This window comes from Rothia sp. P4278 (genome assembly GCF_048512945.1).
Taxonomy (GTDB): Bacteria; Actinomycetota; Actinomycetes; order Actinomycetales; family Micrococcaceae; genus Rothia.
In genome coordinates this window covers 286,271-301,040 of sequence record NZ_JBLXXU010000001.1, presented here as the reverse complement: position 1 = coordinate 301,040, position 14,770 = coordinate 286,271, and the positions used below count along the sequence as shown (strand labels likewise).

At 55.7% G+C, this 14,770-nt stretch carries 14 protein-coding genes, 3 tRNA genes and 1 other RNA gene; 9 read left to right on the top strand and 9 right to left on the bottom strand.

The features are described 5' to 3' along the window. Positions 1-32: 32 nt before the first annotated feature. A complete protein-coding gene (locus ACN085_RS01300) occupies positions 33-932 on the top strand; it encodes an acyl-CoA thioesterase (RefSeq protein ID WP_419110335.1) in 900 nt (299 codons plus the stop codon). Positions 933-1,064: 132 nt separating this feature from the next. On the opposite strand, the gene ettA is transcribed toward ACN085_RS01300, so the two are convergent. Continuing rightward, positions 1,065-2,744, bottom strand: coding sequence for an energy-dependent translational throttle protein EttA (gene ettA, locus ACN085_RS01295; protein WP_419110334.1), 1,680 nt, complete (start codon positions 2,742-2,744; stop codon positions 1,065-1,067). 146 nt (positions 2,745-2,890) lie between these two features. Next, positions 2,891-3,373: a single-stranded DNA-binding protein gene (locus tag ACN085_RS01290; protein WP_419110333.1), complete on the bottom strand. Its 483-nt coding sequence runs from the start codon at positions 3,371-3,373 to the stop codon at positions 2,891-2,893. Positions 3,374-3,859: 486 nt separating this feature from the next. Between ACN085_RS01290 and ACN085_RS01285 the strand changes: the two genes are divergently transcribed. Then, positions 3,860-3,932: transfer RNA gene (locus ACN085_RS01285), tRNA-Arg, on the top strand. Positions 3,933-4,021: 89 nt separating this feature from the next. Here ACN085_RS01285 and mptB read toward each other — a convergent pair. Continuing rightward, positions 4,022-5,596 carry a polyprenol phosphomannose-dependent alpha 1,6 mannosyltransferase MptB gene (gene mptB, locus ACN085_RS01280; protein ID WP_419104714.1) on the bottom strand — a complete coding sequence of 525 codons (1,575 nt, stop codon included), beginning with the start codon at positions 5,594-5,596 and terminating at the stop codon, positions 4,022-4,024. A gap of 133 nt (positions 5,597-5,729) precedes the next feature. On the opposite strand from mptB, the gene orn reads away from it, so the two are divergent. The 3 genes from orn (at position 5,730) to def (ending at position 7,246) form a co-directional block, all read left to right on the top strand. Continuing rightward, entirely contained in the window at positions 5,730-6,356 is a 627-nt protein-coding gene (gene orn, locus ACN085_RS01275; RefSeq protein ID WP_419110332.1) for an oligoribonuclease, read from the top strand. Between the two features lie 170 nt (positions 6,357-6,526). Continuing rightward, positions 6,527-6,599 (top strand) — tRNA-His (locus tag ACN085_RS01270). Positions 6,600-6,673: 74 nt separating this feature from the next. Beyond that, on the top strand, positions 6,674-7,246 hold the full coding sequence (gene def / locus ACN085_RS01265; RefSeq protein WP_419099539.1) for a peptide deformylase: 573 nt from the start codon (positions 6,674-6,676) through the stop codon (positions 7,244-7,246). A 202-nt stretch (positions 7,247-7,448) separates the two neighbouring features. On the opposite strand, the gene rnpB is transcribed toward def, so the two are convergent. Next, an RNA gene (gene rnpB / locus ACN085_RS01260) (RNase P RNA component class A) lies at positions 7,449-7,797 on the bottom strand. Between the two features lie 32 nt (positions 7,798-7,829). Here rnpB and ACN085_RS01255 point away from each other — a divergent pair. Next, on the top strand, positions 7,830-8,597 hold the full coding sequence (locus ACN085_RS01255; protein ID WP_419110331.1) for a YaaA family protein: 768 nt from the start codon (positions 7,830-7,832) through the stop codon (positions 8,595-8,597). Positions 8,598-8,699: 102 nt separating this feature from the next. On the opposite strand, the gene ACN085_RS01250 is transcribed toward ACN085_RS01255, so the two are convergent. Beyond that, positions 8,700-9,599 carry a Nif3-like dinuclear metal center hexameric protein gene (locus ACN085_RS01250; RefSeq protein WP_419104712.1) on the bottom strand — a complete coding sequence of 300 codons (900 nt, stop codon included), beginning with the start codon at positions 9,597-9,599 and terminating at the stop codon, positions 8,700-8,702. 67 nt (positions 9,600-9,666) lie between these two features. Here ACN085_RS01250 and msrA point away from each other — a divergent pair, with 67 nt between their 5' ends. The 3 genes from msrA (at position 9,667) to epsC (ending at position 11,977) form a co-directional block, all read left to right on the top strand. Then, positions 9,667-10,191 carry a peptide-methionine (S)-S-oxide reductase MsrA gene (gene msrA, locus ACN085_RS01245; RefSeq protein ID WP_419099536.1) on the top strand — a complete coding sequence of 175 codons (525 nt, stop codon included), beginning with the start codon at positions 9,667-9,669 and terminating at the stop codon, positions 10,189-10,191. Between the two features lie 65 nt (positions 10,192-10,256). Beyond that, positions 10,257-11,192 (top strand): cysteine synthase A, encoded by a 936-nt coding sequence (cysK, locus tag ACN085_RS01240; protein WP_419104711.1) that lies wholly within the window; start codon positions 10,257-10,259, stop codon positions 11,190-11,192. Positions 11,193-11,392: 200 nt separating this feature from the next. Then, positions 11,393-11,977 (top strand): serine O-acetyltransferase EpsC, encoded by a 585-nt coding sequence (gene epsC, locus ACN085_RS01235; RefSeq protein ID WP_419099534.1) that lies wholly within the window; start codon positions 11,393-11,395, stop codon positions 11,975-11,977. 159 nt (positions 11,978-12,136) lie between these two features. Here the strand turns inward: epsC and gndA are convergent, their stop codons facing one another. The 4 genes from gndA to ACN085_RS01215 form a co-directional block, all read right to left on the bottom strand. Continuing rightward, positions 12,137-13,615, bottom strand: a complete 1,479-nt coding sequence (gndA, locus tag ACN085_RS01230; protein ID WP_419110330.1) for an NADP-dependent phosphogluconate dehydrogenase — start codon at positions 13,613-13,615, stop codon at positions 12,137-12,139. A 111-nt stretch (positions 13,616-13,726) separates the two neighbouring features. Beyond that, the gene (locus tag ACN085_RS01225; RefSeq protein WP_419099532.1) at positions 13,727-13,912 is read right to left on the bottom strand and encodes a hypothetical protein; all 186 of its coding nucleotides are present in this window, start codon (positions 13,910-13,912) and stop codon (positions 13,727-13,729) included. A 117-nt stretch (positions 13,913-14,029) separates the two neighbouring features. Beyond that, positions 14,030-14,105: transfer RNA gene (locus tag ACN085_RS01220), tRNA-Val, on the bottom strand. 247 nt (positions 14,106-14,352) lie between these two features. Continuing rightward, positions 14,353-14,769 (bottom strand): DUF3052 domain-containing protein, encoded by a 417-nt coding sequence (locus ACN085_RS01215; protein ID WP_419099531.1) that lies wholly within the window; start codon positions 14,767-14,769, stop codon positions 14,353-14,355. Position 14,770 lies beyond the last annotated feature (1 nt).

Below are 14,770 nucleotides of genomic sequence, written 5' to 3'. Positions count from 1 at the left end.
TAACATTAGCCCACTTATGAGAAGGTAGAACCATGAGTCTAGATACACACCAAGAGACGCTCACCCCCACAGGCAAGCTACTTGCTATGCTTGACCTACCTGTAGCTAGTGCCTCTGCACATGAGCAGGTCTTTCAGGCAAGGACCCTGACTAAAGAGTCACCCCGCATCTTCGGCGGGCAGGTTCTCGCCCAAGCCCTGGTTGCTGCGGCACGGACCGTAGAGAGTAAACAGGTACACTCACTCCACGGCTATTTTCTGCGCCCTGGTGATGTCAACGCCAGCCTCGCCTACGGGGTAGAAAACCTCAACGACACACGCTCTTTCGCCAGCAGGCGTGTTCAGGCCTACCAAGGCGGCGCACCTATCTTCTCCTGTATTGCCTCTTTCCAGACAGCAGCCAAGGGGCCGGAGCACTCATCGGAGATACCCACCGACCTGCCAGATCCCGAGTCGCTCCCCACAGCAGCCGACCTACTGGGGCATATCAACCTACCCATCGCCCAAAAGGTGGCGCACGGCAGACCCTTCGATATCCGCCATATCAGCCCAGCGCTCTACCTTGACCCGGACACGAGCGGATCGGCTCAGAATATGGTCTGGTTCAAGACTAAGGAGAGGCTACCGGATAACCCGCTCATTCATCAGGCGGCTATGGCTTATGCCTCTGACTACACACAGATTGAGCCGGTTCTGCGCCGCCACCAGAAATCATGGCTAGAACCGGGCATGAAAGTAGCTTCCTTAGATCACACCATCTGGTTCCATCGGCAGGCTCCTGCGGATGAGTGGCTTCTACTGGTTCAGGACTGCCCCAGCTCTCAGGGCGCACGTGGATTATCGCTGGGTAAAATTTTTACCCGTGATGGCAAGCACATTGCAACGGTAGCCCAAGAAGCGCTCATTCGGCTACCCGAATACCGCACGACCTAAGAGCCCTCTAAACGCAAGAATCCCCCGCACCCCATGGGGTGCGGGGGATTCTTTACAGCCATGACCGGAGCTACCTGCGCCAAACTACCGTCAGGGATAAGAACTTACAGGTTGAGCCGGTCATTGTAAGCCTTAGCGGGTCAGCTTACGGTGGACAAGGCGGTGAGGCTTAGCGGCATCGGGGCCCAGGCGCTCCACCTTGTTCTTCTCGTAGGACTCGAAGTTGCCTTCAAACCAGTACCAGTTATCGGGCTGCTCATCGGTGCCTTCCCAGGCCAAAATATGGGTAGCAACCCTATCTAGGAACCAACGGTCGTGGGAGACCACAACGGCGCAGCCGGGAAACTCTAGCAGAGCGTTTTCCAGCGAGGTCAGGGTCTCAACGTCCAGGTCGTTGGTAGGCTCATCGAGCAGTAAGAGGTTGCCCCCCTGCTTGAGGGTCAGAGCCAGGTTCAGACGGTTGCGCTCACCACCGGAAAGCACACCGGCCTTCTTCTGCTGGTCAGGGCCCTTGAAGCCGAAGGCTGAAACGTAGGCGCGCGAAGGCATTTCAACCTGGCCAACCTGAATGTAATCCAGGCCGTCAGAGACAACCTCCCACAGCGACTTTTCGGGGTCAATGTTTGAACGGTTCTGGTCAACGTAGGAAATCTTGACGGTCTCGCCCACCTTGAGGGTGCCACCGTCCAGGGCTTCGAGACCGACAATAGTCTTGAACAGGGTTGACTTACCCACACCGTTAGGGCCGATAACGCCAACGATACCGTTGCGGGGTAGCGAGAAGGAGAGGCCGTTGATCAGTGAACGGCCGTCAAAACCCTTTTGCAGGTTCTCGGCCTCAATAACCACGTTGCCCAGGCGCGGTCCCGGGGGAATCTGAATTTCCTCAAAGTCAAGCTTACGGGTCTTCTCCGCCTCAGCTGCCATCTCCTCGTAGCGAGCCAGACGGGCCTTTGACTTAGCCTGGCGGCCCTTAGCGTTGGATCGAACCCAATCCAGCTCATCTTCAAGGCGCTTAGCAAGCTTGGCGTCCTTCTTACCCTGAACTTCAAGGCGAGCACGCTTCTTGTCCAGGTAGGTGGAGTAGTTACCCTCGTAGGGGTAGAGGTTGCCGCGGTCTACTTCGGCAATCCATTCAGCCACATGATCGAGGAAGTATCGGTCGTGGGTAATGGCAATAACAGCGCCCTCGTAGGACTGCAGGTGCTGTTCGAGCCAGAGCACCGATTCGGCATCTAGGTGGTTGGTGGGCTCATCGAGCAGGAGCAGGTCGGGCTTCTGAAGCAGGAGCTTACAGAGAGCTACACGGCGGCGTTCACCACCGGAGAGGTGGGTTACGGGCGAATCTCCGGGAGGGCAACGTAGAGCGTCCATTGCCTGCTCAAGCTGGGAGTCAATGTCCCAGGCGTTGGCGGCGTCAATGGCTTCCTGGAGTTTGCCCATTTCTTCCATGAGGGAGTCGAAATCGGCATCGGGGTTAGCCATTTCTTCTGAGATTTCGTTGTAACGAACAATCTTCTCGTAGATTTCGCCCACGCCTTCCTGGACGTTACCCAGGACGGTTTTTTCTTCATTGAGCGGGGGCTCCTGCATAAGGATACCCACGGTGTAGCCATCGGAGAGTCGTGCTTCACCGTTGGAGGGGGTGTCAAGACCCGCCATAATTTTCAGGATGGTTGACTTACCGGCACCGTTGGGGCCGACCATACCGATTTTTGCACCGGGGAAGAACGACATTGAAACGTCGTTGAGGATGACTTTATCGCCCACAGTTTTGCGGGCTTTGGTCATGGTGTAGATAAATTCTGCCATGCCTTTAAGCCTACCGGTTTATGTCAAGTTGGTTGGCCCCAAGCGGGCGACCGCCTGAGAAACTTGGTGAGAGTCTTGTACCTCCCCTCTTGTTCAGAGCATGACCGAGAGGGCTACCGCTCTCGAGCCCTCAGTGCCGGCGTGTTCTAGCTGGTGAGGCTGACACTGGCCTCGTCGTTTGCTCTAGCCTCAGTGAGGCCCGTCTGGTCGTCGGCCTGCACCTGCTCATTGAACTTACGGTCGGTATCGTCTATCTCTGGCCTGCGGTCGGTTACCCGGGTAAAGTTTGCCAGCCCAAAGTTGAGGTCATGCCCTATAGAGCTAGCATCAATCTCAATGCTGGTACCTGCCGAGCCATCTGCCCTTTCGAACTGTTTGACCTGCAGGCGGCCGGTGACCAGGACGGGCTGGCCCACATGAAGGCTGCGGGCAGAGTTATGGGCGAGCGCCCTAAAGGCATTGACTGTGTACCAGTTGGTATTGCCTTCTTTCCAGCTCCCCGATGTGGTATCGAACCAGCGGGGTGTGGAAGCGATGCGGAAGTTGGTGACGGGTATCTGCCCACCTGGCAGGAATTTCTGGGTTGGTGCTGTGGCAATAAAGCCTCGAACGGTGACGGTATCGCTCATGATTCCTCCTTGAGTCGGCTCTGTTCTGGTAGCCCCAACCTGCCAGGTAGGGCCTGCTGGAGGCAATAGTGCATAAAGCCTGTGGATACGAAAATTCAGGCTATGAGAGGTAAGTAAAGCTGCACTCGATGAAGATAAGACAGTTTAGGAATATGAGATGTTCACACCTCTACCTCTTGGGCCGCTCTCTCTTTAGGCTGGTGGCAAGCTCAGCAGGAGCTGGGCAGGGTAAGGCATAGAGTGAGTCAGCAGACCTGGGAGGAATACCTGTGAAGCCAGAGGTTTGGTGTGGAGCAGAATAGTTATGGGTAACTATCCCTCATGGGCGCCAGAAGAGATTGCCAGCTATCTCAGCCCCCTAGGGTTTAAAGGCCTTGGGTCGGTAATTACTTACTCCCTAGCAGAGGTAGCTGGGTACATCAGACGTGCTGATGAACCGCATCAAAGTGACTTTTTCTGGCCCAGGAGCTAATATTGAGTGCGCTAGCCTCAGTAGCTCAGTGGATAGAGCAGGAGCCTTCTAATCTCTTGGTCGGGGGTTCGACTCCCTCCTGGGGCGCTATGCACAATAGCCCCTCACCTCTTGGTGAGGGGCTATTTCTTTGGGCGGACTCTCCGGTTCGAGTTTTTGGGCCTCTCCCCTATTCCTTAGATACTGACCTCGTAGAGGGAAGAGCGCTGGGCTCTTCGCAGGACTCGACGGGTGGCTGGGTCAAAGAAGACCAGCCAGAAAGCGTAAGCCAAACTCAAGACCACGGCAATAAGACGGCCCATGTTTTGGTCGAAATTATCCAGATAGGGCGAGACAGCCAACTGGTCTGAAACCGCATAGATAACGAAGAACATGGTGGTCAAGAAGTAGAAGTCAAGTTGCCAGTCAGTTCGTACACCAGAGACAACAAAGAGTGGGATAAACCACAGCAGGTACCAGGATTGCAGCATCGGTGAGAAAGCCACAACTAGGCCCAGGGCTAAGCCTGCCCTGCGAATCAGGTTCTCGTCTTTACCGCACACCATAGTCAGGACTGCCAGTAACACGCCAGTGAGCTTGCCCAGGTTGAAGAATGTGTCCCGAATACCGTTTGCCAGGGCATTATCACCTGTAATCGACACAATAATCTGGTTAATTTGTAGTCCCAGGAACCCGATGGGAGTGAACCAGATGTACTGCCCACCGGTAGTGGAAAGGGCTGAAACCCAGCCAAAGTTAAGGCCTGTTACCCAGCCCATGAGACCGAGTTGGGCCATTGAAATTGCCAGGGTGAGTGCCCAGAAAACGATGCGGCGTGGCCAGCTTGCCCCGCGCCCTGCCCAGAAAAGCCCGATAAAGGGTAGGGCTACCAGGGCAATCGGTTTGACGGCAACGGCAGCAGTCACCAGGGTCACGCCAAGAAGGCAACCCAAGGTATCGCGTCTAGAAGCAGCGTAGTAAACGCCGGCCAGGATCAGTCCGGTCATCAGCGCATCATTATGTGACGAGGTAATAAAAGCTGCGATGAAGAGCGGGTTTGCTACCACCAGCCAGTTGGCGCGAATACCGTTGATACCGTGGAGTTGAGCGAGCTTGGGAACGTAGTAGGCAATCATGGCTACGCCGATGAGTGCAAGGAGCCTAAAGAGATAAAGGGCGGTATCGACTGAATTACCCGACCATTGGGCTACCCATTTCTCAATCACCAGGAATATGGGTCCGTAGGGCGGTGCTGATTCAGACCACATCTGGTCGGCCCCGTATTGGAAGAAGTTGTTAACCGAGGAGACTCCATACTCATAGGGGTTGAGGCCTGACGCCATCACCCGCCCCTGGGCAAAGTAAGAAAAAACGTCCCGGCTATAGAGCGGGAAAGCAAAAAGTTGAGGAATGATCCAGCATACCGCTGCACCCGTAGCCCATTTTTTTGCCCTCGAATCCCAGACCATGAGCTTCTGAACCATGCGGAGCCATTCTCGACACAGCATCATGGAACCTACCACCAGCATGGCGATGCAGGTTACCAGACCGGGAGCGGTGTAACGCAGGGGAATAATCCAGTCGACGCGTCGGAAAAGTGAAGCATCGGCAAGCCAGCCCACACCAAAGGAGGCGAACATGACCAGGAGCGAACCAATGGTTCCAACGATTAGGGTACGTAGTGGGCTACCTGACACATAGTTAGCTGTCTTGGGGTTATAGCGGTGCACAGGGCGGTTACCGGGTTCGATTTGCGCTGTTCTGGGGCTCATGGTCATCCTAGGCGGGCTGAAGATTACACCTGATTTTACCCGGCTCACGCCTTGAGCAAGTACCGCTTCTGCTGGTGGGCCATATTTCCCGAGTTCGGGCCAGCCTGCACACGGTTTGGGGTAGATTGGAGGTGTGTCTATTTCAAATGAACGAATCGTATGGATTGATTGTGAGATGACGGGCCTTTCCTTAGAGAATGATGCCCTGATTGAGGTTGCAGCCTTGGTGACTGACGGGGACCTGAATATTTTGGGCGACGGTGTTGATGTTGTCATTAAGCCTGAGCCCCGGGCCCTTGAGCAGATGGACGATTTTGTGCGGAATATGCACACCGTGTCGGGTCTGCTCGATGAGCTTGATGGAGGTATGACCATGGCGGAGGCCGAACAGCTGGTTCTGGACTACGTCAAGGCCTGGGTGCCCGAACCGGGTAAGGCTGTTTTGGGCGGTAATTCGGTGGGTACCGATAAGACCTTCCTGGTACGCGATATGCCGGCCCTGGTGGACTACCTGCACTACCGTGTGATTGATGTATCTACCATCAAGGAACTTTCTCGCCGCTGGTTTGAGAAGGCAACCTATAACGCTCCTGCTAAGACAGGGAATCATCGTGCTTTGGGCGATATTCAGGACTCTATCGATGAGCTCCGTTACTACCGCGGTACGGTTTTTGTGACCGCTCCCGGACCGGATAGTAAGACCTGCCAGCGGGTAGCTGAGTCTGTGGCTGAAAGCCGCCAGGAGATCAACCCGGCCTAGCTCTTGTACGGTGGGCTGAGCTTTCTTGGCTGAGACAGTCATTTTCCAACCCTACAGTGAGAACCATCACCTCAATTTGGGGTAGGAAAATTTGCAGGTTCCCCTGGACGCATGTAAGCTAGTATCCGTTGCCAAGACAAGCTGTTGAATCGGTTTGGCTTGAACACATGGTGGTCGTAGCTCAGTTGGCAGAGCGCCTGGTTGTGGTCCAGGAGGTCGCGGGTTCAACCCCCGTCGATCACCCCGAGTGAGAGGGTCGCTACGGTTTGTCCGTAGTGGCCCTTTTCCTTTACCCAGTTTTCCGAGAGGTTGTTCCGATGGCTGTTTTACCTATTGTTGTTCACGGTAACCCTGTTCTGCACCGCCCGGCAGCTCCGGTGACCGTGTTTGATGATGACTTGCGTCAGCTCATTGACGATATGTATGAGACTCAGGAATTATCGAACGGTGTGGGCCTTGCTGCCCCGCAGGTGGGTGTGGGTCTGCGGCTTTTTACCTATAAGTTTGAGAATGAGGATGGTGTACCTCCCCTTGGTGTGGTGGTGAACCCGGTTCTAACTCTGGGCAAGATTGCTACCACTGACCCTGACCCCGATGAAGAGGTTGAGGGTTGCCTATCTTTCCCCGGTTATTCTTTCCCATTGAAGCGTGCTGAGTGGGTAACTGTTTCTGGTTTTGATGGCCACGGTAATCCCCTAAAGTTTGAGGCGACCGGATGGTTTGCTCGCGTGATGCAGCATGAGACGGATCATTTGGATGGCAAACTGTATGTAAATCGTTTGAACGCTAAGTACAGCAAGAAGTACAAGAAGGTTGTTAAGGCTGAGGGCTGGACCGTTGAGGGTAACTCGTGGGTTCCCGGTGTGGACCCTGACCCTTTCGGCCACTAATTTGGTTTGAGTGTAGGACGCTGGTGCTAGGCACCGGCGTCCTTATGCCTTAAGGGGTCGTGTGGTCTGTAGCGACGGGCCTAGCACCCCGGGTTCTGCCCGGCAAACGGAGCTGTGCCCTGAGCACCAACTGGCTCGGGGCTGACCTTCAAGGGTGTTGGGTCTAGCTACACCGCCCAATAGGTAGATAGGTAAGTAAGAGAGAACGGGACGCCCGATAAGCCGGGTTCTGTCCCCCATTTCTGGGGTGGCAATCATCCATCTAGGCCCGTCGTTGCCGGCGGGCTCAAGCAGCCTACCCGAGCGCTTCACCGCACTAGTTACTGGCGCGCTCTGTTTGACCTTGCTCCGGGTGGGGTTTACCTAGCTACCGTAGTCACCTGCGGTACTGGTGAGCTTTTACCTCGCCTTTTCACCCTTACCCCGTGGGGGCGGTTTGTTTTCTGTGGCACTGTCCTGCAAGTTGCCTTGAGTCGATGTTATCGACCACCCTGTGCTGTGGAGCCCGGACTTTCCTCGAGGTGTTGCCTCGCGATTGCCTGGGCGTCCCGTTCCGGGTTCCTACTTTACTACAATGGTGGGTATGTTGATTTTGTTTCCACCGTCTGAGGGTAAGTCTGCAGCAGCTGTGGGTGAGCCGGTGTGCCTGGGTGATTTATCGTTTCCGTGTTTGACGGGTGCTCGTGAGGCTGTTGTTGATGAGCTGGTTCGTGTCAGTGCCTTAGAGGAGGCGCCGGAGATATTGAAGGTTGGGGCTTCCCTGGTAAGTGAGGTGGAGCGCAATACCCGTTTGTGGTCTGAACCTGCGATGGCTGCCGCTCAGGTCTATAGCGGGGTCCTGTTTGAGGCTTTTGGGTACGGGTCGCTATCTGCTGGGGGGCGGGCTCGGGCTGATGAATCGGTGCTAGTGATTTCAGCGGCGTGGGGTGCCGTGCGCCTGGTTGATGCTATTCCTGCTTACCGGTTGTCGATGGGGACCAAGCTGGGTGAGATGGGTGATACCGCTAAGTTCTGGAAGGGTGAGCTGGCTGATGCTCTTGATGAATTTGCGGGCGATCAGCTTATTCTTGATGGGCGGTCAGCGGCCTACGCTAAGGTGTGGTCGCCGCATCCGTCGCGCCACCTGCTGGTGCGGGTGGAGCGGGTGCAGGCTGATGGGGCCCGTAAGGTGGTTTCGCACATGGCCAAGCATTACCGGGGGTTACTGGGCCGCTATGTGGTGGAACAGGGGCTTACCGGTCTTGAGCAGGCTGAAGAACTTGTTCAAGCTCTCAGCGGCGCCTTTGAGGTGGAGCTTGTTGCTCCTACCTCAAAGAAGGCGGGGACGCTCACCTTGCTGGTCAGGGACTAGCCTTTCTACCCCTAGGGTAAGGCAGGCTCACAGCCCCTCTTGGGTGGGGCTGTGAGCATGTTGTAATTGGGGGCCTTGGATGTTTTCTAGCTGCTGGGCGTTCTAGCCGGCGGTGGAGGCAGAACCCGGTGTGTACCCGGTGCTGACGGTGAAGTCCCAGGGGTCGGTGTTCAGGGTTGAGACGTAGGTGCTGATAGCGAAGCCGCGCTGGGCTAGGGCATCACTCAGAAGCCGAGCGGTTTCCTCCATCCAGAGCCATTCACTGGCGTAATGGGAGCAGTCAATGAGTGCGGGTTTACCGCCGTTCAGTAGTGCCTGTTCGCGGGCTTCTGAAGCGGGGTGGTGGCGCAGGTCAGCGGTGATGTAGACATCGGCCCCGCTGTCACGGGCCTGGGCAAAGAGCGAATCACCGGCCCCGGTACACAGGGCTACCTTCTGCACGCTGGTTTCGGGGTTCCCTGCGATACGGAGGCCACCTGCTGTGGCAGGGAGGAATACTGCAATTTTTTCTGCCAGTTGGGCCAGGGTCAGGGGCTCGGGTAGGTTACCGACTCGACCGATACCTACCCTTCTTTCGGTTCCCGAGATCAATGCGTTTTTTTCATCGGCTAGTATCTGCCGGTCGGTAATCCCCAGGCAGTCCATAAATGCTTCGTTGGTGCCGTGAGGGGCTGAATCGACGTTGGTATGAGCGCCCAAGAGACCGCAGCCAGCTTCGATGAGAGTATGAACGATTTCGCCCTTGTAGTCTGTAGCGGGGAGGAAAGAGGCTCCTTTCAGCAAGAGTGGGTGGTGGGTGATGAGCAGGCCTGCCTGTTCCCGCGCGGCTTCCTGTGCCGTGGCTACGGTTGCATCAACAGCAAAACCTATACGGTCGACGGGGCGATCAGCTCTGCCTAAGACCAGTCCTGCGGCGTCCCAGCCCTCGGCAAGCTGAGGGGGGAACATCTGGTGAAAGGCTTCGACAATATGAGCTAAGGTCGGGGTTAATAGTTCAGTCATAGCCCTTATTCTTCCACGGTGCTCAGCTCACGGGAATAAAGGGGCATTGTGAGCAGTTGAGGAGAGTATGAAAAGTTTTGTTGTAGGCGGCGGGTGCTTCTGGTGCATTGACGCCGTTTTTCGCCAGTTTAAGGGAATTACCGCCAGTATCTGCGGGTACACCGGGGGCACATCCCCTGATCCCACCTACCGGGAGGTCTGTTCAGGGCTAACCGGGCATGTGGAGGTGGTCAAGGTAGAGTTTGATGAGACGGTAATCCCGGAGGAAACCGTTCTCGATATTTTCTTTGCCTCGCACGATCCCACCAGTTGGGACCGTCAGGGGGCCGATGCAGGCAGCCAGTACCGTTCCGCTCTCTTCTATGCCTCTGAAGAGGAGAAGAACCTTTTTCAAGATGCTGTTCGTCGAGCCCAGAACCTGTGGGACTCCCCCATCGTGACCCTTGTCCAGCCGCTAGAAACTTTCTACGAGGCTGAGGACTACCACCAGAATTACTATGCGCTCAACCCTTACCAGGGCTACTGCATGGCCGTGATTAACCCAAAACTTGCTGCGGCAAGGAAAAGTTACGCTAGGTTTCTTAAAGGGTAAAGCTCTTGCGTGTGCTCTCGTAGACTAGGGAGCGAATTCATTGACTTATTTGAAAGGCTTGCCTCATGACTCAGCTTTACAAGAACATCACCGAGGTCGTAGGCCGCACCCCGATTGTGCGTCTGAACCGTCTCGATGCTGACCTGCCGGGGAATGTGGCCGTCAAGCTGGAATTCTATAACCCCGCTAACTCGGTCAAGGATCGTATCGGCGTAGCTATTATTGATGCCGCCGAAAAGGCGGGTGTACTCAAGCCCGGTGGCACCATTGTCGAAGGTACCTCGGGTAACACCGGTATCGCTCTTGCTATGGTCGGTGCGGCACGCGGTTACAAGGTGATTCTGACCATGCCCGAGACCATGAGCAACGAGCGTCGTGTCATGTTGCGTGCCTACGGTGCCGAAATTGTCCTGACCCCCGGCTCAGAGGGTATGCGCGGTGCGGTGGAGAAGGCAAAGGAGATTGTGGCTTCCACAGAGAATGCTATTCTTGCCTCGCAGTTCTCCAACGAGGCTAACCCTGAGATTCACTATAAGACCACCGGCCCCGAGATCTGGGAAGCTACCGAGGGTAAGGTTGATATCTTTGTTGCCGGTGTGGGTACCGGCGGCACTGTCTCAGGTGCTGGCAAGTTCCTCAAGGAGCAGAACCCTAAGGTCAAGGTTGTTGCTGTTGAGCCTAAGGATTCTCCGCTGCTGACTGGGGGTAAGGCTGGCCCCCATAAGATTCAGGGCTTGGGCGCTAACTTTGTTCCCGATACCCTCGACCGTGAGATCTACGATGCAGTTGCTGATGCGACTATCGAAGATGCTGTCAGCACTGCACGGGAGCTGGGCACCAAGGAAGGTATCCTAGGTGGTATCTCCTCCGGTGCGGCTGTTTGGGCTGCTCTTGAAGAGGCGAAGAAGAGCGAAAATTCTGGCAAGCTGATTGTAGCTGTTGTTCCTGACTTTGGTGAACGCTACATTTCAACTCTGCTCTACGAGGATATTCGCGGCTAAGACGAGACTTTTTGCACGGCTACCAGGTGCCCCTTTGCTACGGTTAGGGGGCACCTCTTTTTGTGCATTACGCCGGGCCCTCCAGGTAGCAGAGAGTCGATCCCAGTTATTTTTTGGGGCCTACCGGAATATGCTGGGCTACCTGAGCGTTAAAGAGTTCAACATGAAAGTGGCATGCGAGTCACAGGAAGGGAAGGCCTATGAGTTTCTGGTCAAGACTGAGAGAAGATCTTGAGACAGTGCGTACCCATGACCCCGCAGCCCGCGGCCACCTGGAAATCCTCATTAACTATTCGGGGATGCACGCTATTTGGGCTCACCGACTTGCCCATAAGCTATGGCAAGGTGAATCGACCAAGAGTTTGGCGCGTACGCTTAGCCAGTTGGCACGGTTTTTGACCGGGGTTGAGATTCACCCGGGCGCAACTATTGGCCGTAGGTTCTTTATAGATCACGGTATGGGCGTGGTGATTGGTGAGACTACGGAAATCGGTGACGATGTCATGCTGTACCACGGTGTGACCCTGGGCGGCCGTTCCTTGGAGAAGGGTAAACGCCACCCCACCATTGGTGACCGGGTGACGGTGGGCGCCGGTGCTAAGGTTCTAGGGCCGGTACTGATTGGCCCTGACTCAGCAATCGGCGGTAACTCGGTGGTTGTGCATGACCACCCGGCTGATTCGATTATTACCGGCATTCCGGCGCGCTCACGACCCCGAACCCCCGACGCTAAGAAGCCCCTGGTTGATGCGGTGGAGTATGTAGACCCCACCATGTGGATCTAAATACTAAGAAAGAAGCCCTACCCCGGTAAAGGAGTAGGGCTTCTTGATATTTAGTACCGGTCAAGCTCACCCACTGACCTGCCCGGCCAGCTGATGCGTGGCTGGCCTTTTGGGATCTTGGCCGGCACGGAAGCGCATGAAACCTGCCAAGCGCAAACCCTAGTGGGTGTGGGAGTCCTCGGCGTTAATCTCGCTACGGTCACCACTCCACTCGGTGTGCCACATGCCCTCAGCATCAACGCGACCGTAGGTGTGGGCCCCGAAGAAGTCACGCTGACCCTGAATCAGGGCAGCGGGCAGACGCTTGCGGCGTAGGCCGTCGTAGTAGCTCAATGAGGATGCAAACACGGGGACGGGAACTCCCTCTGCAGTAGCCTTGGCCACAACGCGGCGCCATGAGGGAACCAGGTCTTCCAGCAGCTTCTTGAAGCCGGGAGCCAGCAGCATGTTGGCAGGGGTTTGGTCCTTATAGGCGTCCATAATGACACCGAGCAGTTCAGCGCGGATGATGCAGCCTGCGCGCCAGAGACCGGCGATAACATCGAGCTTGAGATCCCAGCCGTATTCCTTACTTGCCTTGGTCAGCATGTCGAGGCCCTGGGCGTAGGAGACGAGCTTGGAGGCGAAGAGTGCCTTGCGGACGTCCTCGATAAATTCCTCATCGCCAGCGGCTACCGCGGTGGCCGCAATCAGGCCTGCGGGCAATTCTGCCTGTGCCTGGGTGCGAGCGGCGGGGTTTGATGAAGACAGCGCACGGGCGAAGACTGACTCAGCGATGCCTGAGACGGGTGAGCCGAGGTCGAGTGCGGCCTGAACAGTCCAAAGACCGGTACCTTTCTGGCCTGCTTGGTCTGTGATGACATCAACGAGAGGCTTGCCGGTCTTGGTGTCGACCTGGGCCAGAACCTCAGCGGTGATTTCGATGAGGTAGGAGTTCAGGTCCGTGGTGTTCCAACGCTTAAAGATTTCGGCCTGCTCGGCGGGCTCTACTCCGGCAACGGTGCGGAGCAGGTCGTAGGCTTCGCCGATAACCTGCATGTCTGCGTATTCGATGCCGTTGTGAACCATTTTGACGAAGTGACCGGCGCCGTCGGTGGAAATCCATGCGCAACAAGGGTCGCCGTTGGGTGCCTTGGCGGAAATCTTTTCGAGCAGGGGGCCGAGGGATTCGTAGGCCTTGGCGGAGCCGCCGGGCATGATGGAGGGACCCTTCAGGGCGCCCTCTTCGCCACCTGAGACGCCGATACCGACAAAGTGCAGTCCCTTTTCAGCCAGTGCGCGTTCGCGGCGGATGGTGTCGGGGAAGTGGGAGTTACCGCCATCGATAATGACGTCGCCTTCATCGAGAAGGGGTACCAGCTGGTCAATGACGGAATCAACGGGACCGCCGGCCTTGACCATGATCAGAATCTGGCGGGGCGACTCCAGGGAGTCAACCAGTTCCTGGAGCGTCTCGGTGCGGATAAAGTCACCTTCTGAACCGTGGGCTTCAAGGAGGGCATCGGTTTTTTCAACAGAGCGGTTGTGGAGGGCAACGGTGTAGCCGTTGCGGGCTAGGTTTCGGGCTAGGTTAGCGCCCATAACAGCCAGGCCGGTTACGCCAATCTGCGCCTTCTGTGCAGTCTTATTTTTAGTCATGTCTTAAAGACTACGCCGGTTACTGTCTTTTGTATTTACAGGCCGACTGAGACAAATAAAACTTTCACATATTGGGAGGGAACGGGCGCACTCCCCCCAGCCTCTAATCAGCTAGCTGTTATAGGTGTCCTTAAAGAGGACCCAGACGGCAGCAGCGCCAATTACTAGGGCAACTACAGCGAAGATTGACCAGAGGGTTACGAGAGTGCCTTGCCCTATGAAGAAGAGGGAAATTGCCAACCAGGTGGCTGACAGAAAGACTGCTGTAAAGTTTCTGGGTTTAAAGTTACGATTCATGGCTTTCTTCCGTCACCTAGGGACACGAGGTGTCAGGGCGGCTCATCAGGTGAGTGAGCTTTTAGCCCCTGATAAATCTTAATAAAAGAAAAACCCCGCACAGGATGCGGGGCTTCTTGGTGGGTCCTACCGGGATCGAACCGATGACATCCACGGTGTAAACGTGGCGCTCTACCAGCTGAGCTAAAGACCCATATGTCTTCCGCCTTATCTCTCGCGGCGACAGGTAATACTCTACGCAGTCCTAAAGGGCTGTGCAAATCGAAAAGGGGTTCACCTGACCATTTTTAGGTCATTTTTTGCCCATTTTTACCCAAAAACCCCGCATAATACTGCCCTGACATGGGGATATATTCAGGGTAAAAAAATTCCAAAAAATTTTCCAAGCGCTCCCAAAAAGCCGAAGGGCCCCTTACTAGAGGCCCTTCGATACTCACACTTTACTTGCCCTGGTGGGAAATCAGACGGGTAGCAGTCCATTCCTGAGCCAAGGACTCAGTGGTGGTCACTTTAAGCCCTGCCAAGGGAGCCGCATGCAACACATCTGCCGGAGAAACATAACCTTGACGACCGGATTTAGGTGTCAGCAACCAAATCACGCCCCCATCATCAATAGAGGCAAGCACATCCATCAGCCCGTCAACCAGGTCGCCATCATCAGAGCGCCACCACAGAAGAACACCGTCGACAATTTCCTGGTCGTCCTCATCCAGCAACTCAGAACCCAACAAATCTTCTAGAGAGTCTCGAAGATCAAAGTCAACGTCGTCGTCATAACCGAACTCTTGAACCAAGCCGTCTTCGGGCAGGCCCAACATTTCTAGTGTCAGTTTTTGTGCAGCACCAGTGGCACTCACG